This window comes from Streptomyces sp. NPDC058257, from assembly GCF_042881845.1.
In the GTDB taxonomy this organism is placed as follows: domain Bacteria; phylum Actinomycetota; class Actinomycetes; order Streptomycetales; family Streptomycetaceae; genus Streptomyces.
Genome location: NZ_JBHVXJ010000006.1, coordinates 304,856 through 325,736, shown reverse-complemented (window position 1 = coordinate 325,736; position 20,881 = coordinate 304,856). Strand labels below are relative to the sequence as shown.

The following is a 20,881-nucleotide window of genomic DNA, read 5'->3' as shown; positions in this document are numbered from 1 at the left end:
CCTCTGCGTGGGCCCCGGGCAGGGCTCGGGCCAACTGGCCGCGGGCGATCGCCGCCGGGGCGCGGGGCGGCGGTCGTCCGCGGCACCGGGGCGTTAGTGCGGGCCGGGCGTCAGGAAGAGGTTCACGAACTCGCGTTCCGTGCCCTGCGCGGCGCGTACGAACTCTTCGTCGGGCAGAGCCGGGTCGATGTCGAGGTCGTCGACGATGTCGCGGGTGAAACCGAGTTCGGAGTAGATCCGCAGCACCTCCACCGGGTCGGCGCCGCGCTCGCGGATGCCGGGCGGCCAGAACTCGACGAGCAGGCTGGGGCGGCAGCGGCGCAGCGTGCGCCGCATGCCCTGGATCGCGAGGTGGTCGCCGCCCTGCAGATCGACCTTGATGAAGTTGATCTCGGGTACGTCGTCGAGGATGTCGTCCAGGGCGATCACGGGTACGGGGTGGCCGAGTTCGCTCGGCTCGTCGAGGACCCGGTGGTCGCCGGTGTTACCGTCCTTGTCGCGGCGTAGATACGCGATGCCGGGCCGGTCCCCGGCCGCGGCGAACACCGGGGTGACGTTGGACGCGCCGTTGCGCACCAGGTTCTGTACGAGCATCTGGTGGTTCCAGGCGTCGGCCTCGATGGCGATGACCCGGCCATGGGACTGCACGAGCTGGGACATCAGGAGGCTGAAGTAGCCGATGTGCGCGCCGATGTCCAGGACGGTGGTACCGGCGGTGACGGTCTTGCGGATGGCCGCGTCCTCGTCGGCCTCCCAGCGGCGGGTCTCGGCGAGTTCGGGCCGGATGATGGTGTCGCCGCCCTCGATCTGAAGGACGCCGACGTCCGTGTCTATGTGGGCGGGCAGCAGCCACTGCGGGGCCGCGGCGCCCGGTGCGGCCATGGCCTCGCCGACGAGAGGCCGCCACAGCCGGGCGGTGGCCTCGCCCGCCGCCTGCGCGTCCGGCGCTGCGGTGCCGTTCGTGAGGGCGGCGATCGCGGCGGCGGTGCGCTGCACCGTCAATGCGAAGTCCGCGGGCGAGGGGCCTCCGTAAGGCGAGCGGTTTCCGGTGTCCGGCATGTGGATGCGGGTCCCTTCTCTTGGGGGCTCTATGCGGGTGGGGCTCTATGCGGGTGGGGCTCTATGCGGGTGGGGCTCTATGCGGGCTCGTTCATGAGCTCAGTGGGTGCCATCAGGGCAGTGACGCCGAGGGGGGGAGGCCCGGGGTTCAGACGGGCACGCCCTCCACAACGCTGTGGTACTGGGCTTCGAGGTATCCGTGGTCGGCGAGTTTGCGGGTCATCGTGTGCCGGAACCCGGCGGCCGCGAACAGTCCCGCGAACTCGCCCTCGGTGCGTACCCGCCCCCGTGTGGTCACCAGAAGGTCCATGTCCGTGGTGACGATGCCGTGGGCGGGTCCGAGGTCCTCCGCGCGAGTCGGCATCAGCGGCTCCATGACGAGGATCCGGCCGTCGTCCGCGATGACGTCGCGGCAGTTGCGGAGCAGTTTGAGCACGTGGTCGTCGTCCCAGTCGTGCAGCACGCTCTTGAGCACGTACAGGTCGCCGCCGGGCACCACCGCGTCGAAGGCGTCACCGCCGACGGCCGTGCAGCGGTCGGCCAGACCAGCCTCGGCGACCAGCTTCCGGGCCTGCGCGAGGACTTCCGGCCGGTCGAACACGATGCCCTTCAGACCGGGGTGGGCGGCGAGCACCCGGCTGAGCAGGGCGCCGTTGCCGCCGCCGATGTCCACCACAGTGTCGCACCAGGCGAAGTCGTAGCCCTGGGCGAGGGCCGGGCCCACCGCCTTGGTGTCCTCGCCCATCGCCGCGTTGAACATCGCGTCCTGGTCGGGGTGTTGGGTGTAGTACGTGAAGTAGGGCACGCCGTGGATACGCTCGAAGCCGTTGCTGCCGGTGCGTACCGTCTCCGCTAGGTCGCCCCAGCTGCGCCACATGGCTTCACCGGCGAAGAGCAGCACCATGGCGCACAGCGAGTCGGGCACGTCCGAACGGAGCGGACGGCCCATCGGGGTGAGGGCGTAGCGGTCGGGGCCGCCGTTCGCCGCGACGATGCCGGTACCCGCCATGCCGCGCAGCAGACGGCGCAGCGCCGCCTCGTCGGCACCACAGGCGCGGGCGAGTTCGGCACAGGTGCGGGGCCCTGCGGACATCTGATCGGGCAGGCCCAGACGCACGGCGGCGTGGATGATCTGGGCCGGCATGGAGCCGAAGGCCAGCTGCCACAGGCGGGCCAGCGACTCGTCCTCGCCCTGCGGGATTCCGGACTGCGCGGATGCGGTGGGTTCCCCGGGCGTGGTGGGTTCCTCGGGCGTGGTGGGTCCATCGGTCGTGGCGGACTCGTCGGCGGTGGTCATGGGGTGATCGCACTCCTTGGCTGTGCCGGAACCGCGGGCGCGGACGGCGTAGCGGGTGGGGTGGACAGGTCTGTCGGGGCGGTCGGGGAGGAAGGCGCGTATGGCGTGGAAGGATCGCGTGCCGCAGGGTGCCCGGTCTCCACGAGCGTGAGGACCTCGGCCCGCAGCGCCCGGGCAACCGCCGCGTCGGGGGCCTCTACGTTGAACCGCAGCAGGCCACGGGCCTCGGTGTTCGAGGGTCTGATGTTGAACCAGGCGCCGTCCGGGCGGTGCACCGTGAGTCCGTCGAGCCAGTCGCAGGTGGTGCCCGGGCGGATCGAGGCCGCGCGGGCGACCTCGCGCAGCCGCTCGTCGGGGTCGTCGACGCTGACAGCGGTCTCCGGCAGAGTGGTGTAGCGGGTGCGGCCGTCGATGAGCGCGGACACCGGTGTGGGAGTGGCGCCCATGGCGGCGAGAACGTGCAGTGCGGCGAGAAGACCGGAGTCCGCGTTCCAGAACTCGCCGAAGTAGTAGTGCGCGGAGTGCTCGACACCGAGCACGGCCCGGTGCCGCGCCATCTCGCGCTTCATGTACGAGTGGCCGACGCGGGAGCGCACCGGGCGGCCGCCGAGCGCGGTCACCTCCTCGGCCAGGGAGCGGGACGTGACCGCGCTGTGCACGACGGCGGCGCCGGGCTGCCGGGCCAGGGCGCGCCCGGCGAGGAGCACGCCGACGGCGCTCGCGGGCACCGTCTCGCCGTGTTCGTCGACGACCACGCAGCGGTCCGCGTCCCCGTCGAAGGCGAAGCCGACATCGGCGCGGGCCTCCCGGACCAGGGCACGCAGCGCCGCGGTGTACCGGGGTTTCATGGGGTCGGCGTCGGGGTGCGGGAAGACCCCGTCCACGGCGAAGTTCAACGGGATCACATCGACGGGCAGCGCGGCGAGAACGGCGGGGACGGTGAGCCCGGCCATGCCGCCGCCGGCCTCGACCACGGCCGTCACCCGCCGCACCGGCGCCGCGTCCGGTGCCGCGAGGGCGAGGAGGTGGTCACGGTACGCGGCGAGCATCGGGTGGTCCCGGGCGGTGCCGGTGCGGGCCGCGGGCCAGGTGGGCGGGGTTCGTGCCGTCTCGAGCAGCTCGCGAAGGCCTGTGTCCCAGCCGAAGGGGGCTGCGTGCGCGTGGCACAGCTTGATGCCGTTGTACTCGGGCGGGTTGTGGCTCGCGGTGATCATCGCGCCCGGGCGGCCCAGGGACGCCGAGGCGTAGGAGAGCATGTCGGTGCTGGCCAGGCCGATGCGTACGACGTCACGACCCTGGCCGAGCACGCCCCGCACGAACGCCCGGGTGAGGCGGGGCGAGGAGTGGCGCATGTCGTGCCCGACGACCACTTCGGGCTCCTGCACCATGGCGGTGAAGGCCGCCCCGAACCTCTCGGCCAGTTCTTCGTCCAGTTCCTCGTCCACCACTCCGCGGATGTCGTAGGCCTTCACCACGGCGGCCGGGTCGCGCATCATCGCCTCCTTGTCACTGTCCGGGCCGCGCTCACCAGCGCCGGATCCGGGTCGGCTGTACGGGGGGACGCCGGGTGCCGTCGTCGAGCACGTAGGGGTCCTGCGGGCCGAACGGCTCCTGCCACCACTGTTCGGGGGCGGGCTGCCAGTCCTCGTCCGGGTAGATGCAGTCCACGGGGCACACCGGCGGCAGGCATTTGCCGCAGCCGGAGCAGAGTTCGGGCAGGATCGCCATGCCGCCGCGGCCGAGGTTGAAGACGGCTCCGAACTGGGACGGGCATGCCTCGACGCAGGCGTCGCAGCTGATGCACTCGGTCTGCTCGATGCGCAGCGGGTCCTGGCGCCACTGGGGAGGGCGGGTGCGGTCGGTGACGCGCTGGCCACGGGGGGTCTCCCGGGCTTCTTTCGGCCCGGTCGTCGAGCTTCGTCCGCGGCCCCGCACGGGACGGTCATCGGTCATCGGTCGGTACCTCCAACACGGTTGGTTCATCGGCTGGTTGAGCGGGTGCACCGTGAGCGAAGGCGGCGGCCGTCCATGCGGTGGTGGCCACTACGGCCGCGGCCAGGCCGCTCGCGGAGAAGCCGTGGCTGCCGTCGACGACGCGCAGCTGCCAGGCGGGGCGGGTCTCGGTCTCGTCGAGCAGGCGGCGGGTCGTGGCGTCGGGGTGGGCCAGCTCCTCGGTGCCGTAGACGACGCACACCGGCACGCCGCTGTCGCGCAGCAGGGCGGGGTAGTCGCGGCCGCGGTCGTCGCGCGCGTAGGCGACGCCCAGCCACAGACCGCACCAGGCGGCGGCCAGAGTGCCGTCGACGCGGTGCAGCCGAGGGGCGGGCCCGTCTTCGGCCTCCTCGTCCAGGATCGGTCCCCACAGCACGGCGCCGTCGACCTCGGGCAGGTCGTGTGCGGCCATCGCGGCGAGCCGGGCGCCCGCGCTGTTGCCGACGACGACGAACCGTTCGGCGACCCCCTGGGCGCGCAGTCGGCCCACGGCCGCCCGCAGGTCCGCCAGGCGACGGCTCCAGGTGGTGTGCGTGAAGGTCCCGTCGCTGACGCCGGTGCCCCGGCTGTCATACCGGAAGACGGGCAGTGCGTGTGCGGCGCCCTCGTGTGCCAGAAGGGTGCCGCACTCGTGGATGTCCACGCGCTGTCCGGGGTTGCCCGGTTCGTAGATCAGGCATACGGGCCACGGTCCGGATCCGGGGTCGGGCGTGTGCAGGATGCCGAGGAGTTCCTCGCCGTCGGAGCTGAAGCCCACCGAGCTGATAACGGAACTCCCTTGCCCTGGTACGGAGTCGGCCGCTCGGCCGGTGTAGGCAGTGCGGCCGGCGCCGACAGCGCGGCCCGGGTCGACGAGGGCAGACGCGGCGGGCCGCACGCCGCCCGGTGCGGCACTTTCGGGCCCGCCGGTTCGCGCGGGCGCTCCGGCCGCCGCAGGGTCGATCCCACCCGGCGCGGACGCGGCGGCTCCGTCGGACACAGGACCGGCGATCCCATCGGGCCCGGAAACGGAAGCTCCGCCGGGCCCGGAACCAGTCACGCCATCGCCCCCGCGAACCGCGGCCCCGCCCCGCATGGACCCGGCGGCGCCTGTCAGGAACTCCACCGAGGCCGTCATCACCGTCTCCCGCGGCTCGTGTTCCCAGTGCCAGCTCGGGGCCCACTTGTCCGGCCGGTGGACGATTTCGCGCAGCGGCAGTCCGCTGGCGCGGGCCCACGCGCGGTCCTCGGCGGTGGCCGCGACGATCAGCGTGCGGGTGCCGGGCAGGGCCGCGAAAGCGGCCTGCGCCGCGGGCGCCGCCGCCACGAGGAGGCCGGCGTCGACCGGCCCTGCGGGCTGCGGCGGCTGGTACGGCTCGCCCACGGCCGCGTCGAGGAGGGCGGCGGCGACGGCACTGTCCTGGAGCTCGTCGGGGACCGTCCGGCCGCGCGTGCCGAGGGCGGCCAGCTCGCCCGGGGCCGCGTCGGTGCCGGTCCGCCACAGCGCGAGATCGGGGCAGACGAGCAGACCCGAGGCGGCCTCACCGGCCGAAAGCAGCTCGGCGGCCAGCACGTTGCCGAGTCCGCAGCCGATCACGGCCACGGGTCCGGCACCCGTCTTGCGGGCGTGGGCGGCGACGGCGCGGGCCGCCTGCCGCGCCCCTGCCCAGGTGGCCGGGCGGCCGGTGGCCGCACTGTCGGCGTGGCCGGGGTGGTCGTACTGCAGGACGTTGAGGCCGCGGCGGCGCAGTCTGCGGGCCAGGATCGACCACAGGTAGCGCGGCTCACTCATCGACAGGGCGAGCCCTGTCAGGAGTACGACGGTGGGAGCGGCGTCGTCGTGGTGGTGGCGCACCACGCACACCGGGTCTGCGGGTGCGCGCGCTGTCAGGAAGTACTGGCTCAGCCCTTGCTGCATGCCCACCACTCCCCCCGCTCCGGCTCGCCCTCATGGACGGGCACCCATCTCGCGAACTCCGCCACGGACATCCCACCCAGCGTCAGTGCGAGCAGCAGCCGGGCCGGTATCTCCGGATGCTTGCGCTCGAACCGCGCGGCCGAGCTCTCCAGGCCCGCGCGGTAGAACCCGTCGGGTCTGCTGTGCGCGAAGTGGTCGTTGCGGGCGGCGGCGCAGTGCAGGAACTCGGCGCCGCGCGCAACGAGCCGGTAGCCGAGCTCCAGGTGTTCGAGACCCCACCCGGTGAAGTCCTCGTCAAATCCGCCGACTTGGTCGTAGAGGTCGCGGCGCAGCGAGACGTTGCCGGACAGGAAGCTGAGCCAGCGCACCGGCGAGTCCGTCCGCCCGGAAGTGTCGTAGATGCCGCAGACCTTCTTCACGAACGCGGGAGTGCGGGAGCGGCGCCGCAGCGTCCCCCCTTCGGCGGCGAGCAGCTCCTTGACCTCGGCCAGGCGCTCTTCGAAGCCGCTCAGGTACAGCTCCTTGACGTCGCCGACCACGACCCGCCGTGCCCCAACCTCGTCGACGCGGGCATGGGCACGGGCATGGGCACGCACATAGCCGGACACCGGTGCGCGGTCCCCGTCGCAGAAGACGACGACCTCTCCCCGGGCGGCCCGCACGCCGGTGTTCCTGGCGGCAGCCCGGCCCTTGGCGGGAGTGTGCACCGCGCGCAGCGGCAGGTGCCACGCCGCGGCACGCAGCACATCGGCGGTGGCATCGCCCGACCCGTCGTTCACCACGACGAGTTCCCAGCTGCCGGACGGTGCGTCCTGGCGGGCGAACGCGTGCAGCGTCGCCTCCAGGCGGGCCGCCTGGTCACGGGTGGGCACGACCACACTGACGGCGGTCATGACTCTCCTTACGTTCAAAAGGGTCGGGGTTCACGTGCGGTACGTCGGGGCTCACCGGCTCGTCGCGCGGTGCACGCGCGCCGCGGCACGGGTTCAGACGACGACGAGGTCCTTGCCGAGCCAGTAGTTGCGGCCGGTCAAGTCCGTCTCGGCGAAGCGCCGTTCGACGTCGAGATACCCCTCGACGAGTTGTTCCGGCGTCATCAGCTTGGGCGTGAAGGTCACGGCCAGCGGGTCGTCGATGCCCTGGGGGCGCTTTTCGAGCAGCCGCCCCTCCCGGGCGAGGTGCTCGTACAGCGGAGTGCCGGGGATCGGGTAGAGAACGCTCAGGAACAGCCGGGAGACCTTGGCACGCAGGGCGAACTCGTAGGTCTCGTCGAAGACGTCGGGGTCGTCCCAGTCGAAGCCGAAGATGACGTTGACCTGTGTCTCCACCCCGGCCTCGTGCAGCCGAAGGAGCAGCTCCTCCGCCTCGGGGATGGTGAAGAAGGTCTTCTCGGTGAACTCGCGGTTCTTCTCCCGCACGCTCTCCACGCCGAAGGAGGCCACGCGCATGCCCCCGTCGAGCGCCGTCTGTACGACGTCGGGGTGGCGGGCGAGGTTGAAGTCCGTCTGGCAGCCCCACTCGATGCCCTCCCCCGCGAGGCGGCCGAGGAGTTCCTTGGAGCGCTTGGGGAAGACGAGGAAGTCGTCGTCGCGGAACACCACGCGGGGGATGTCGAACCGGTCGCGGTAGGCGAGGAGTTCTTCGTACACGTCATCGACGGGGCGGTAGCGCCACTTACTGTAGAGGAACTCACTGCAGAAGGTGCACCGCCGGGGGCAGCCTCGCGCGGTGAACGACGGCAGCACGTGCGGAGCTTCGATCTTACTGAAGTCGACCAGGTCGAAGCGGGGCAGCGGGTGGCCCGTCATGGGCACAGGCTCGTGGCTCTGGTAGATCTCCTTGAGTTCGCCCCGTGCCAGATCGTCGATCAGGTGCCGCCACAGCACGTCTGCCTCGCCGACGACGACGGAGTCGCAGAAACGGCTGATCACCGGGACGAGGCTGTGGTTGTCTTCGATGGTGGCGGGGCCGCCGACGACTACGCGGGTGCCCTGCCTGCGGATGGTGCGGGCGAGTTCCAGGGTTCGCTTGAGCTGGATGGTCTGGGTGGTGATGCCGACGAGGTCGTAGGAAGCGAGGTCGTAGTCCCGCTCCAGGTCCTCACAGACCTCGTAGACCAGGTCGATCTCCCAGTCGGGCGGCACCATGGCGGCCAGGTAGGGCAGCGTGAGGGAGATCAGCTGCGTGGGCCGCATCTCGCGTTTGTCCAGGCCGTCCGGGGTATAGACGGCGGGTTCGACCAGCAGAATACGCACAGGACTCCTCGGGTCGCTGGGAATCATCGGGTGGTGCGGTGCTTCGCTGTACAGGTGCTTCGCTGTACAGGTGCTTCGCTGTACAGGTGCTTCGGCGTGCAGTGTCAGGGCGGGCGGTCTTCGTGTACGGCGCGGAAGCGGGTGTAGCGATCGGGCGTGCCGATGTCGGTGAACGGCCGGTCGACCAGGTGGGCGGCGAGTGCGCGGCGCCTGATAAGCGCGCGGAACAGCGCACCGAGGTCCACCGGGTCCTGCCGGGTCCCCAGGTGCCGCAGAGCGCGGCGACGCAGTACGCACACGCCGGTGTCGGTCCAGAAAGTGCCGGTGTCCGCGGCGGCGTCCTCGTCGTATCCGGTCACCCGGCCGTCCTGGACGCAGGTATTGGGGTGTACGCCGGTGTCCGCGGAGGTGACGACCATGACGCCTTCGTCCCGGGTGTGGCGCAGCCAGTGGGGCGCGTCGGCGTACGGCAGGTCGAGCAAAGTGTCGCCGAGGACGAGCAGGAACACCTCGTCCAGGTGCCGCTCGGCCGCGCGCAGCGCTCCGGCGGTGCCGCGCTGGGCGGTGTCGACGTGCGAGGTCACCTCGACGGGCGCGGGCAGCCGACAGAGGTGTTCGAGTACGGGGCGCGCCAGGTGTCCGAGGCAGAAGTGGAAACGGTGCAGCCCGGCCTCGATGAGCGGGGCGAGCAGCAGGTCGAGGAAGGGGCGGTCGGCGACGGGCAGCAGGATCTTCGGCCGCTGGGTACCGAGTTCGCCGAGCCTGGTACCCAACCCGCCCGCGAGGATGACGACTTGGAGCCCGTTGACGGCATCGGCGGGCACGCTGCCGCGCTGGGCGGACAAGGCGCTCATCGCTGCTGCCCGAAGGCCGTCGGTGCGGCGATAGGCGCCGCGGTGGTAGGCGGTGCGGTGGTAGGCGGTGCGGTGGTAGGCGCCGCGCTCACGGTCGGCAGCAGTCCCCGCCGGTGCGCGCGGAGCAGGGCCAGGGCGGTGGGGGCGTCCTGGAGTTCGCCGTTGGTGGCGAGCGCGAGGGCCTCGGGCGCAGGGAGCGGGCAGGGGTGGATGACCTCTCCGTCGTCGTGGTGCGGAGGGCCGGGCCGGACGTCGGCCGCCAGGAACAGGTGGACCTCCTCGTTGGACGAGCCGCTGGAAGGCCAGACGCTGCCCAGCGGGTACAGCACTCCGGCGCGGGCGCCGGTCTCTTCGGACAGTTCACGGCAGGCGGTCTCGCGCGGGCTCTCACCCGGCTCGCACCGTCCGGCCGGGGCCTCCAGGCACCACCCGCCCACCGCGACCCGCCAGGACCGGATGAGCAGCAGGGTGCCATCGGCGGTGACCGGCAGAACGAGGGCGCAGCCGGGATGGTCCAGGTAGTACCAGGTACGCCCGGGCCCATCGGGGGCGGGCTCGTGGTCCTCGCGGACGGTCATCCAGGGGGTGTGGAACGCGATGCGCGCGCGGGCGGGCTCCGGCCGCGCCCCTGCGGTCGCCGAATCCGGCCGCGCCCCGGCGGATGTGTGCTTCGGTCGGGCCCCCGCCGTCATCGTGCGCTCACCTCCGCGAGTTCCGTCAGCGAGTCACACAGCGCACTCACCACGTGCGTCTGCCGCTTCTCGTCCAGTCCGGGGTAGATGGGCAGGCACAGCTGACCGGCGCAGGCGCGCTCGGTTCCGGGCAGCCGCAGACCCGCATGGCGGTCGGCGAGCACCGGCTGGTGGTGCAGCGGCGTCGCGTACACCTCGCCCGCCGCCTGTACGGAGTGCTCGCGCAGTCGGTCCTTGAGCGCGTCGCGGTCGGTGTCCGGCGGGAGCATCAGCATCGCCTTGTAGCCGCTGTAGGGGTGGTCGGGCAGCAGGAAGTCCCCGACGGGCAAGCCGCGCAGGGCATCGGCGTATCCGTCGGCGACCGCCCGCCGGGCCGCCAACACCTGCGGCAGCCGCCGGAGTTGGGCGCGGCCCAAGACCGCGGCGAGCTCGGGAAGGCGGGCGTTCCACCCAGGGCGAGTGTGGGTGCTCACCCAGGCCTCGGGCTTGCCGAGGTTGCGCAACAGCTTGATCTCCTGGGCCAGCTGATCGTCTCCGGTGACCACCATGCCGCCCTCCCCGGTGGTCATGACCTTGGTGGCGAAGAATGAGAAGGCGCCCGCGACACCGAAGGTGCCCGCGTGCCGCCCGGCGCGCTCGCTGCCGTGGGCATGCGCGCAGTCCTCGACCAGCGCGACGCCGCGCTGCTCGCACCAGGTCGCGATGGCCTCGGTGTCGGGGCCGATCAGGCCGCCGGTGTGCACGACCGCCACCGCCGCCGTGCGCGGGGTGCACGCCGCGCGCACCTGCTCAAGGGTGGGCGCCATGGTGGCCGGGTCGACGTCGGTGAGGCGCACGGTGGCGCCCGCGCGTTCGGCGGCGATGTACGTCGCGAAGTTGGTGCCTGCCGGAACGACCACTTCGCGGCCCTGCACACCCAGGGCCCGGAAGATCAGCTCCAGTGCGGTGGTGCCGCTGGCGACGGCGACGGCGCTCGGCGTCCTCGTGAACGCCGCGAACTCCTCCTCGAACGCCTCGACGTTGACCCCCTGGGAGAACCTGCCGGCCCGCAGCAGCCGGTCGACCTCGGCGAGCACCTCGCGACGCTCGGCGTCGGGTACCTCGATCTCGACGGCCGGAACTAACGGCATGCTGCCAACCCCTCTCGAATTCACGGCGCTCTGGAGAAGCACTGCACCAGGAATACGTGCCCATGTCGCGCGGCGGGCCCCGGTTGAATACCGTAGCAGTCAATTCCGTACAGACAACACCCTCCTTTGAAGTCTTTCACCCCTTGCGCACTTGACGGCTCCTCGCGCACTCTCTTATCAATGCAAAGCGGCCCAGGACACTGGCGCCCGTCGCTTCGGAGGTGGAGTTTCATGACGCTCGCCCGCATCACCCGACAGGCCACCGCATTACTGGCGCGGAGCTACGACTCACTGTCCCGCCCCCTGCACCCCGCCGTCGCCGAGCTCATCGGCCGGAACGTACCCGCCGTCGACGGTCCCTGGCTGGAACCGTTCAATGGCCAGCGGGCCCGACAGGACATGTTCCGTTCCCTGGTCAGCGCGGTACGCCCGGTCGCCCTCTTCGAGTCGGGCAGCTACCGGGGCGCATCGACGCGCTTTCTGTGGCAGGTCTCGGGAAGGCCGGTCTACACCGCCGAGAAGAACCCGAGCTTCGCCCGCTACGTAGCCCGGGAATTTCGCCACGTGCCCGACATCAAAGTACTCAACCGCGATTCACGGGACGCCTTGCGAATCTTGCACGGTGGCGCACATATTCCACCCTCCGAGCCTTTCCTGTGCTATTTGGACGCGCACTGGAATGCCGATCTACCGCTGCGCGAAGAGGTGGCTTTCATTCTGCAGAAGTGGCCCCTTTCGGTAATCGTCATCGACGATTTCAAAGTTCCAGACGACCACGATTACGGATTCGACGCGTATGGCCGCACCGAACTGACCGTGGACTATCTGGGTAGCTCCACCCTGGGCGCGAGCCACGTGCTGTGGCCGAGCTGTCCCGGCCGAGAGGAGACCGGATACCGGCGCGGCTGTGTCGTGCTCGCCTCGCCCAAGGTGGCCGCCACCGTCAGCGACCTGCCCGAGCTGCGCCGGATCCCCGGCCTGACGGTCACGGGCTGACCGTCTCGACGCACGCCGTCTCCCCTGCCGTTCTCCCGGAGGCCGCACGCAGCCGCTCGTAAACCTTCAGATATCCGTCGACCATCGACTCGGCGGTGAACTCCCGCCGCGCCGCCTCCTCGGCGCGGCGGGCGTCGGCCGCCGCCCGCTCCGGGTCGTCGAGCAGGGCGCAGACCGCGGCGGCCAGCGCGGCGGGGTCGCGTGGCGGCACCGGGACCGTGCCCGGGCAGCACTCCAGGACCTCGGACAGACCGGACACCGAGGCGGCCACCAGGGGGCGGCCCGCCGCGACGGCCTCGATGGCGGACAGGCCGAGGCCCTCGGCGTGGCTGGGCTGCACCACCACGTCCGCGGCGCCGTAGAGCGCGCGCATCGCGCCGAACGCCCGGTCGGAGCCGCGCAGCAGCACATGCTCGCGCAGCCCCAGCGCGTCGATGTCGTCCTCCAGCTGCCGCTGGTACATGGCCGACGCGGAGTTCAAAGAGCCCACCAGGGCGGCCCGGGCCCGGGGGTGCCGGGCGACGATGCCGGCCATCGCCCGCACCAGCTCGCGCTGGCCCTTGCGTTCCTTGTACCGGCCCACGAGCAGCACCAGCGGGTCGTCGGGCACGACGCCGAGCCAGGAGCGGGCGTGCTGGATCTCCCGCTCGTCGGCGCCGCCGTACAGACCGGCCTCGATGCCGTAGCGCGCCAGGTGCACGCGGCCCGGGGCTGCGCCGTAGCCGATGGCCTGCTCGCGGTAGGCGCGGCTGCCCACCACCATCGCGTCGTACGGCAGTTGCCCGAAGACCAGCCGGGAGCGGGAGGCGCCGAACGGATCGGTGTCGGGGGTGGTCTCGTTCATCGTCACTACCAGGGGACAGCCGACACCGTCCCGCATCATCGCGCCGAGGAGGGCGCCCACTTGGCAGAAGGTCTGCAGGATGTCGACGCCTCCGGAGCCGATGACGCGTTCGGCGTCGCCGAGGAGTCCGAAGGCCCGCTCCTCCCACGGCACCCGGTCCGGCTCGGACCAGCGCGTGGCATCGGTGCGCACGCGGTGCACGCGCACGCCGAGCAGTTCTTCCCGCTCCGCGGTGTCCGGGTAGCGCTCGGTGAGGACGTCGACCTGGTGGCCGCGCCGTACCAGGCCCGCCGCGAGGGTGTAGATCTGTGTCTCCGACCCGCCGTGGACGGGCGGGAAGGTGGGGGTGAGGAACCAGATGCGCACGGCGCTCCCTTCCGGCGGCGGGCAGTGGCGTACCCGCCGGAGCTGGGCGATGGGCGGTCGCAGGCGTGGACGCAGGTCAGGTGGTTCGCCAGAGCTGGGCGAGATAGCGGTCTCCGGCATACGTCAGCTCCTCCACCGCCGTGCGCACGGCGACCGCCGCCAGGTCGTCGTAGTCGGAGAGCGGCCGAATCACGGTCGAAGTGGTGACGCTGGAGACGTCACGGGGGACGCCAGCCGGGTTGTGGCCGTCCACGACGAGCAGCCGGCCCCCGCACGGCGTCACCACCCGGCCCATCTCGCGCACGGCGGACCGGAACACCGTGTCATCGGTGAGGTGTTGCAGCGTGAAGACCGCGAGAACGGTGTCGAACGACCCGTCATCGAAGGGCAGTCGGTCAATGCCGGAGCGGACAGCGCGGGCCGGTTTCCCGTCGAGGGCGCGGGCCGCCCTGCGCACCATCTGCGCCGACCGGTCGACGCCCACCGTCCAGCGGGCACGGGCACTCAGCCATGCGCTGAGCCGTCCGACGCCGCAGCCGAGGTCGATCACCCGGTCCCGGTCAAGATCCGGCAGGAGACGCTCGATCAGCTCCTTCTGCTCGCGGTCGACCTCGGCGCACTGCTCAAGCGTCCAGCGCCCGGAGAGCACCGCGTGCAGGCCCGGCCGATGCGCCCGCTCGTCCCAGATGTCCGCCCCGGCGGCCGCGCCCCGGCTCACCGTGCACCGCCCACGACCTGCGAGGCCGCGACCGACGCCGACGGCGCCGCCAGGGCACGGGCGCCGAGGCGGGCGCCGAGCAGCTCGGTGATCATGTGGTTGACCGCCAGGTGCAGGTCCTCGACGACTCCGTAGTGGTCCGCAGGCACCATGATCACGTCGTCGGCGAGGGAACGCGCCGTGCCGCCGTCGAAGCCGAGCAGCGCGACGGTTTCCACCCGGCGGGCGCGTGCCGTGGTCAGCGCCTGCACGATGTTGGGCGAGTTACCGCTCGCGGTGACCACTATCAGGACGTCACCGGCTCGGGCCTGGGTGGCGAGCTGAGCGGCGAACACCGCTTCGTACGACACGTCGTTGGCCCAGGCCGTCAGCACCGAGGTGTCGAGCAGCGGGACCACTCTGATCCCTGCCGCCAGGCCTGGCGTCGCGGTCTTCGCCAGGTCGCACGCCATGTGCGAGGCCGTGGCGGCGCTGCCGCCGTTACCGGCCACGAAGACGGAGGCGCCGCGGGCCCAGGCGGCTTCGATCCGGTCGGCCGCCGCGGTGACCTCGTCCGGGTCGAGGGCGCGCGCGGCGTCGGAGAGGGCCTTCAGATAGCTGTCCGGTTCCACTGAGCACTCCCGTTCCGCCGGGCCGCACCGGGCCGCCCGGCCGGTCGTCAACAGATGCGGGTGGCACGCAGATAGTCGCAGAGGTCCTGGATCGTGTCGTACGAGGAGAGCAGCAGCCGGTCCTCGTCGAGGCGCACGGCGAACTCCTCCTCGAAGGAGACCAGAGCCTCGATGAAGGCCAGGGAGTCGACCCCGAGGTCCTGCGTGAGGGACTGCCGCGGGGTGATCTCCTCCTCGGGACGCGACGGGATGCTCAGCACGGCCAACTTCCGCACTGCCCAGGCGGCCACGTCGTCCGCCTCCTGCCCCCCGTTCGCCCGGACCTCGGCTTCGTCGTGCACTTCGTCCTTGGTCGTCAACGGCCTACCTCCTCGGCTTCAGGCACATCCGGACCGGATACGCCGCCCTGCGCCGGGGCGTCCTGGCCGAGGGCGAGCACCGCCGACCGGTCGATCTTGCCGGTACGAGTGCGCGGGAATTCCGCCACCGCCTCGATGCGGCGCGGAAGTTTGTGGGTACTGAGACGCTCACGGCAGAAGCCGCTCACCTCTCTGAGCACGGTGGCCTGTTGACCGGTTGCGTCGGTCTCTGCTTCGTATCCGCCGGTGCCGTGCGCGTGGGCGAGGCGCACCCACGCCACCAGCGCCTCCCCGGTCCGGGCGTCGGCGCGCACCGCGCACACGGCCTCGGTCACCGCGGGGTGTGCGGTCAGAGCGGCCTCGACCTCTTCGAGAGAAACGTTCATCCCGCCGACGATGGCGATGTTGCGCAGTCTGCCGCGCAGGTACAGGAAGCCGTCCTCGTCGAGGCGGCCGAGATCTCCGGTGCGCAGCCAGCCGTCGCGCAGCACCCGCGCACTCTCCTCCGGTCCTGCGTAGTACCCGGTCATCACGCCGGGTCCGCGGACCACGATCTCGCCGGTCCGGTCCGGGGGCAGGACACCGAACTCCCGGTCACGGATGGTGACTTCGATGCCGGGCAGGGGACGCCCGACAGATCCGGGGTGGCCGTGACGGTCGCGGCGCCTCATCGTGGTGATCCTCGGCCCGGCCTCGGTCTGGCCGTACGTCTCCACCAACTCCACCCCGGGCAGACGCTGTTCGAGGCGGTCGAGGATATCCGGCTGGGTGGCGGCGCCACCGAACACGATGTGCCGCAGCGAGTGCAGGTCGTACGCCCGGTGCCATTCGCCCAGGGTGAGGAGGCGGAGCATGGCGGGCACGAGCAGGGTGGAAGTGACTCCGTGCCGCTCGACGAGCCGCCCGAACCGGCTGGGCAGGAAGTCGCCGTCGAGCAGCACGACATGGCCGCCGCTGTCGAACTGGCCGACCAGCTGGACGGTGTTGCAGTAGCCGAAGTTCAGTGGCACGACGGCGAGCGCGGTCTCGCTGCCCCCCGTGGGGCCGAGCGACGCCCGGTGGGCCCGTGCGCTTGCGAGCAGGGCGGCGTGGGAGAGAACGACCCGCTTGGGCAGGCCGTACGAGCCGGAGGTGGCGAGCAGCACGGCGGCCGCCGCCGGTTCCACGTGGCGGCGCGGAGCGGACTCCGCCGTCACCGCGCCGCAGGCGGACCGCAGCTTCGTCAGGTCGCCCTCGGCTCGGGCGCGCACCGGGACGTACACGACCGCGGGCGCCGCGGCCGGTCCGCCCCCACGGTCCGCCGCGCCGGCGCCCCGGCTGCGGCGCGCGGCACGGGCTCTCGGATCGCACAGCAACACCACCGGGGCGCAGGCGGCGAGTTCACTGTCGGTCTCCTGCGCGCTCAAGTCGTGGGAGAGCGGGACGACGGCGGCACCGAGCGAGAGGGCGGCGAGGTAGAGGACCACGTACTCGGCGCTGCGTGGCAGTTGCAGCGCCACACGATCACCGGTCTTCACCAGGGGCGCGAGGGCATGGGCGAGATCGCGCACCTCGTCCTGGAGTTGCCGGTACGTCAGGTGCAGCATGCCATCGGTGAGCGCGGGCGCGAGTGGCGCCACACTGCCGGTACGTGCGAGGGCCGAGGGGATCGTCAGCGGTGATGCGTCGGTGGCGGGCGGTGTCAACTTACCGGTGCCCACTGGTGGTTCACCTCCACAGGCAGTCAGTCGTACGCTACAGCGGACAACCACGCCGTGAAGCTTACGCTGGAGCTTGCGCGCTCTGTCAATAGTGTCGACCACCGAGCGAACCGCACCGCTAGACTGCGTCCGCTGCAGCGGACGGGGGACATCGTGCCGCTCGCGGAGTGACGCGTTCAGCCACGGAGGCACTGATGACGGACAGCCACAGCAGGCGACCACCGAACCGCCAGCTGACGAGCCCGATCAGCGAACGCCTGACGCATCTCATCACCGCGCTCCACCCCGACGAACGCACCAGGCCGGGCTACGCGCGCCTGGCCAAAGAGATCCGGGAGGCGACCGGAGGCACGCTCTCCGGCACGTACTTGTGGGAGCTGGCCACCGGCAAGAAGCACAACGTCTCCGTCGAGCAACTCAGCGTCCTCGCCGAGTACTTCGGCGTACCCCCCGAGTACTTCTTCAACGAAGAGGTCGCCGACCGCGTCAACGCTCAGCTGCGCCTCGCCACCGCACTGCGCGACACCAGGGTCCGCTCGCTGGCACTGCGTGCCGAAGGGCTCTCCACTGAGACCCTGGACGCGCTGCTCGCCATGGTCGACCAGGCACGCAAGCTGCACCACCTGCCTGCCGTCGAGGATCCGGCGCCGCACGACGCGGCAGCGCCTCCCCCCACCGACGGTGCGTACCCCCCGGCCGACGGGCGGTCCTGACGCCATGACGAGAACGCCACCACAGCCGACGAGAGCGCCTCGGTCCGTACGATCCGCCGCTCCCCGAAGGACGCATGGATTTGCTGTTCCCTTACCGAAATCTGCGACAGCGCTGTGAAGCGGTCCTCGACGAACTCCAGCTGCCCCGGTCCGACTCGGCACACCAGCTGTGCCAGCACGTCGCGCGGCGCCGCGGCCGCCCGATCCATCTGCACGCACTGCCCGCCGAGGGCCGCGCCGACGGCGCCTGCGGCGCGTGGCTCGCCACTGACACCGACGACCACGTCTTCTTCGAACCCGGCACCACCCGCCCCCACCGGGACCACATCATCCTGCACGAGATCAGCCACATGCTCCTCGACCACCAGCATCCCCTCACCGCCGAGAGCGGCCCGGCGCGGGCGTTCCTGCCCGACCTCGATCCGCAACTGATCCGGCGCCTGCTGCGCCGCGCCGCCCACACCACGCAGCATGAGCAGGAAGCCGAGATGCTGGCGAGCCTGGTCCTGAGCAGATCCCTGCACCGGGCCCGCCACCCCTCGCACGGCACGGCACAAGCCCTCGAAAGAGCGCTGGGCCTCCATGCTTTCGGCGACCGCTGACCCCGGCGCGCTGGGCGTCGGCGCGCAGACCCTGGGCACCGTGTGCATGTGGGCCGCCGTCCTGCTGCGCCTGCCGCATACCCTCGGCTCGCGGCAGCAGCGCGAGCTGTGGCTGGCCGGCCTCGCCGCTGCCGCCGCCAACACCCTCGACCTGGACAGCGTCGGTGCCCTCATCGACCGAAGCTTCGGCAGCCTGCACAGCGTGGACCTGGTCCGCAACATCTGCGGTCTCATCTCGGCCTTCGCCCTGCTCGAACTGGTCCACTCCCTGACCACCAGCAGTCGACGCCGGGCGCTGCTGGTCTGGTTACGGGTCGCCGCCTGCTGTGTCGTGGCGGGTCTCCTCGCCATGGAGGTGCTGTACGGCCCGCACGGGCGGCACCTTGTCCAGGGCGGCCCGGCACCCTCACCGCCCGCCCCGTACTGGCTACTGATCATCGCTACGCATCTGGCCGTCAACGCCCTGGCTCTTCTCGTGTTCCTGAACCTCGGACGGCACTGCGCCGACCGCTCCTTGAAGGCGGGCCTGCTCCTCCTGGCCTTCGGCACGGCCATGGCGGGCGTCTTCTGGCTCAACGCGCTCGCCCACCTCCTCGGCCACACCCTGGCCGCGGCGGTCCAGCCGTTCGCCCTCGCACTGCACGTACTGCTCATCGCCGCCGCCCTGACCGTGCCCACCACCTACGCGGCCCGCCGCACCCTCAGCGATGTCAGGGACTGGTGGCGGATCTGGCCGTTGTGGCGCGACCTGGTGGAGGCATGCCCGCAGGTGCTGCTCGCTCCCCGGCGCAGCCGCCTGCGGGAGGTTCTCTGGCCCGTGGGCCCTCCCCGGCTGCTGCTGTACCGCCAGCTCGTGGAGATCCGCGACGCCATCCTCGTACTCGCGCCCTACGCCACGCCCGAACTGCACGCGTGCGCATGGGAGTTCGCCGACACCCTGGACGGGAGCGCCCGCGCCCCTGGCGGCCGGGGGCGGGGGCGCCGCGCACCGGACATGGCCGTGGCCCGCCCGGCGGCGGTGCTGGCCGTCGTCCTGAAGGGGGCTCGCGCGGCCCGTCTGTCCGGCGCCGAACCGCGGCACGGCACACTCCCCACCGCGCAGATCGGCGCCGACACACTGCCCGACGAGACCGCGTTCCTGATCACGGTGGCCCGGATCTACCGCTCGGCCGCCAACCCTGTTCACCCGCACAGCCCCGTAAGTGAGGAAGCACCACAATGACCGCCGCAACCCCACACCGCGCCGGTCGGCGGGAGTGGATCGGACTCGCCGTCCTGGCCCTGCCGACGCTGCTCATCTCCATGGACATGACGGTCCTGTATCTGGCCGTACCGCATCTGAGCAGCGATCTGGGGCCGAGTTCCACCCAACTCCTGTGGATCATGGACATCTACGGATTCCTGATCGCCGGCGCGCTGGTACCCGCCGGCGCACTCGGCGACCGCATCGGACGCAGGCGCATCCTGCTCGTCGGCGCGGCCCTCTTCGGCGTCGCCTCGACCATCGCCGCGTACGCCGACAGCGCGGCCATGCTCATCGCATCCCGCGCGCTCCTCGGCCTCGCCGGGGCCACCCTGATGCCCTCGGCCCTGTCCCTGACCCGCGTGATGTTCCACCGCGCGAGCCAGCGCAGCTTCGCCGTGGCCGTCATCATGACGAGCTTCTCCGTCGGCACCGCTGCCGGGCCCCTGATCGGCGGCGTGCTCCTCGAACACTTCTGGTGGGGCTCGGTCTTCCTCCTGGGCGTGCCGGTGATGCTGCTGCTGCTCGCCGTCGGACCCGCGCTCCTGCCCGAGTACCGCGACCCGGAGGGCGGCCCCATCGACCTGCCGAGCGCCGCGCTCGCCCTGGCCGCGGTACTCGACATCGTCTACGCGATCAAGCACGTCAGCGCGTCGGGCCCGGACCTGGTCTTCGCCCTCACCCTGGTGCTCGGAGTGTCCTTCGGCGTGCTCTTCGTACGCCGTCAGAACCACCTGGACGACCCGCTGCTCGACCTTTCCCTGCTGCGCGACCGCATCATCAACACCTCCCTGGGCACCTACCTGTTGGGCCTGTTCGCCATGGGCGGAACCCAGCTGTTCATCGCCCTGTACCTGCAGGAAGTCCTCGATCTGTCGCCGTTCGTGGCCGGTGCCTGGATGGTGCCCGCCGCCGTGGGCACCACCGTGGGCTCCTTGCTGGCCCCTCTGCTCGCCCGGCGCCTGCGCCCCGCGACGGTCATCACCGGCAGCCTGGTCGTCGCGGCGCTCGGCTTCGCCGTCCTCTCCCAAGTCGGCCCTGACGACCTGGCGTTGCTCATCATCGGCTACGAACTCGTAGCCCTGGGCCTGAGCCCCATGATCGCGCTCTGTGCCGACCTCGTGATCAGCACCGCGCCGCCCCAACGGGCCGGTGCGGCCTCCGCCCTGTCGGAGAGCAGCGGCGAACTGGGAGTGGCCCTGGGTGTCGCGCTGCTCGGCACCTTGGGTACCACCGTGTACCGGTCCCAGCTCACCGACCACCTGCCCGGCGGCCTGCCCGAGGCGACGGCGGATGCCGCGCGCTCCGCCCCCGGCGGCGCCAAGGACGCCGCCGCCGACCTGCCGCAGAACCTCGCCGAGCCACTCGTCGCGGCGGCCCGCGGAGCCCTCGCCAGTGGCCTCGGGGTCACCTCGGCGGTGGCAAGCGCGATCGTCCTGGCCGCCGCCGCGCTCGCCGCGGTACGGCTGCGCCACCTGCCGACGAGCACGGAGGACGAACACGCCGCCGAGCAGACCGCCGAACAGCCGACCGTGTCGGAGGGCGGGGCCTAG

The 20,881-nt window shown here is 71.7% G+C and carries 20 protein-coding genes; 5 read left to right on the top strand and 15 right to left on the bottom strand.

Features of this window, described 5'->3' with window-relative positions; all coding sequences use genetic code 11:
- Positions 1-93: 93 nt before the first annotated feature.
- The 10 genes from ACFVXC_RS18200 to ACFVXC_RS18155 all read right to left on the bottom strand — a co-directional run bounded on the left by ACFVXC_RS18200 (position 94) and on the right by ACFVXC_RS18155 (position 11,176).
- Positions 94-1,059, bottom strand: a complete 966-nt coding sequence (locus ACFVXC_RS18200) for an FkbM family methyltransferase (RefSeq protein WP_389906420.1) — start codon at positions 1,057-1,059, stop codon at positions 94-96.
- A 148-nt stretch (positions 1,060-1,207) separates the two neighbouring features.
- Positions 1,208-2,356 (bottom strand): methyltransferase, encoded by a 1,149-nt coding sequence (locus ACFVXC_RS18195; RefSeq protein WP_389906419.1) that lies wholly within the window; start codon positions 2,354-2,356, stop codon positions 1,208-1,210.
- Complete coding sequence (gene manB, locus ACFVXC_RS18190) at positions 2,353-3,849, bottom strand: phosphomannomutase/phosphoglucomutase (protein WP_389906477.1); 1,497 nt, start codon at positions 3,847-3,849, stop codon at positions 2,353-2,355. The genes ACFVXC_RS18195 and manB overlap by 4 nt, the downstream gene beginning before the upstream one ends.
- Positions 3,850-3,880: 31 nt before the next feature.
- Entirely contained in the window at positions 3,881-4,309 is a 429-nt protein-coding gene (locus ACFVXC_RS18185; RefSeq protein ID WP_389906418.1) for an indolepyruvate ferredoxin oxidoreductase subunit alpha, read from the bottom strand.
- On the bottom strand, positions 4,299-6,245 hold the full coding sequence (locus tag ACFVXC_RS18180) for a serine aminopeptidase domain-containing protein (protein WP_389906417.1): 1,947 nt from the start codon (positions 6,243-6,245) through the stop codon (positions 4,299-4,301). The genes ACFVXC_RS18185 and ACFVXC_RS18180 overlap by 11 nt, the downstream gene beginning before the upstream one ends.
- Positions 6,230-7,138 carry a glycosyltransferase gene (locus tag ACFVXC_RS18175; RefSeq protein ID WP_389906416.1) on the bottom strand — a complete coding sequence of 303 codons (909 nt, stop codon included), beginning with the start codon at positions 7,136-7,138 and terminating at the stop codon, positions 6,230-6,232. Before ACFVXC_RS18175 ends, ACFVXC_RS18180 begins: the two co-directional genes overlap by 16 nt.
- Positions 7,139-7,231: 93 nt before the next feature.
- On the bottom strand, positions 7,232-8,500 hold the full coding sequence (locus ACFVXC_RS18170) for a B12-binding domain-containing radical SAM protein (protein ID WP_389906415.1): 1,269 nt from the start codon (positions 8,498-8,500) through the stop codon (positions 7,232-7,234).
- A gap of 104 nt (positions 8,501-8,604) precedes the next feature.
- Positions 8,605-9,354 carry a sugar phosphate nucleotidyltransferase gene (locus ACFVXC_RS18165; protein ID WP_389906414.1) on the bottom strand — a complete coding sequence of 250 codons (750 nt, stop codon included), beginning with the start codon at positions 9,352-9,354 and terminating at the stop codon, positions 8,605-8,607.
- The gene (locus tag ACFVXC_RS18160; protein ID WP_389906413.1) at positions 9,351-9,932 is read right to left on the bottom strand and encodes an NUDIX hydrolase; all 582 of its coding nucleotides are present in this window, start codon (positions 9,930-9,932) and stop codon (positions 9,351-9,353) included. The genes ACFVXC_RS18165 and ACFVXC_RS18160 overlap by 4 nt, the downstream gene beginning before the upstream one ends.
- 110 nt (positions 9,933-10,042) lie before the next feature.
- Positions 10,043-11,176 (bottom strand): DegT/DnrJ/EryC1/StrS family aminotransferase, encoded by a 1,134-nt coding sequence (locus ACFVXC_RS18155; RefSeq protein ID WP_389906412.1) that lies wholly within the window; start codon positions 11,174-11,176, stop codon positions 10,043-10,045.
- Between the two features lie 231 nt (positions 11,177-11,407).
- Between ACFVXC_RS18155 and ACFVXC_RS18150 the strand changes: the two genes are divergently transcribed.
- On the top strand, positions 11,408-12,172 hold the full coding sequence (locus ACFVXC_RS18150) for a hypothetical protein (protein WP_389906411.1): 765 nt from the start codon (positions 11,408-11,410) through the stop codon (positions 12,170-12,172).
- Here ACFVXC_RS18150 and ACFVXC_RS18145 read toward each other — a convergent pair.
- The 5 genes from ACFVXC_RS18145 to ACFVXC_RS18125 form a co-directional block, all read right to left on the bottom strand.
- A complete protein-coding gene (locus ACFVXC_RS18145) occupies positions 12,162-13,382 on the bottom strand; it encodes a glycosyltransferase family 4 protein (protein WP_389906410.1) in 1,221 nt (406 codons plus the stop codon). The two genes, ACFVXC_RS18150 and ACFVXC_RS18145, sit on opposite strands and share 11 nt — an antisense overlap.
- A gap of 76 nt (positions 13,383-13,458) precedes the next feature.
- Positions 13,459-14,100, bottom strand: coding sequence for a class I SAM-dependent methyltransferase (locus ACFVXC_RS18140; protein WP_389906409.1), 642 nt, complete (start codon positions 14,098-14,100; stop codon positions 13,459-13,461).
- Positions 14,097-14,711 carry an SIS domain-containing protein gene (locus ACFVXC_RS18135; RefSeq protein ID WP_389906408.1) on the bottom strand — a complete coding sequence of 205 codons (615 nt, stop codon included), beginning with the start codon at positions 14,709-14,711 and terminating at the stop codon, positions 14,097-14,099. The genes ACFVXC_RS18140 and ACFVXC_RS18135 overlap by 4 nt, the downstream gene beginning before the upstream one ends.
- 47 nt (positions 14,712-14,758) lie before the next feature.
- A complete protein-coding gene (locus ACFVXC_RS18130; protein ID WP_389906407.1) occupies positions 14,759-15,070 on the bottom strand; it encodes an acyl carrier protein in 312 nt (103 codons plus the stop codon).
- The gene (locus ACFVXC_RS18125) at positions 15,067-16,770 is read right to left on the bottom strand and encodes a class I adenylate-forming enzyme family protein (RefSeq protein ID WP_389906406.1); all 1,704 of its coding nucleotides are present in this window, start codon (positions 16,768-16,770) and stop codon (positions 15,067-15,069) included. Before ACFVXC_RS18125 ends, ACFVXC_RS18130 begins: the two co-directional genes overlap by 4 nt.
- Before the next feature lie 194 nt (positions 16,771-16,964).
- Here ACFVXC_RS18125 and ACFVXC_RS18120 point away from each other — a divergent pair, with 194 nt between their 5' ends.
- From ACFVXC_RS18120 to ACFVXC_RS18105, 4 genes are all read left to right on the top strand, one after another.
- Positions 16,965-17,483, top strand: a complete 519-nt coding sequence (locus ACFVXC_RS18120) for a hypothetical protein (RefSeq protein ID WP_389906405.1) — start codon at positions 16,965-16,967, stop codon at positions 17,481-17,483.
- Positions 17,484-17,557: 74 nt separating this feature from the next.
- On the top strand, positions 17,558-18,085 hold the full coding sequence (locus ACFVXC_RS18115) for a hypothetical protein (protein ID WP_389906404.1): 528 nt from the start codon (positions 17,558-17,560) through the stop codon (positions 18,083-18,085).
- A complete protein-coding gene (locus ACFVXC_RS18110; RefSeq protein ID WP_389906403.1) occupies positions 18,066-19,307 on the top strand; it encodes an MAB_1171c family putative transporter in 1,242 nt (413 codons plus the stop codon). Before ACFVXC_RS18115 ends, ACFVXC_RS18110 begins: the two co-directional genes overlap by 20 nt.
- Positions 19,304-20,881 carry an MFS transporter gene (locus ACFVXC_RS18105; RefSeq protein WP_389906402.1) on the top strand — a complete coding sequence of 526 codons (1,578 nt, stop codon included), beginning with the start codon at positions 19,304-19,306 and terminating at the stop codon, positions 20,879-20,881. Before ACFVXC_RS18110 ends, ACFVXC_RS18105 begins: the two co-directional genes overlap by 4 nt.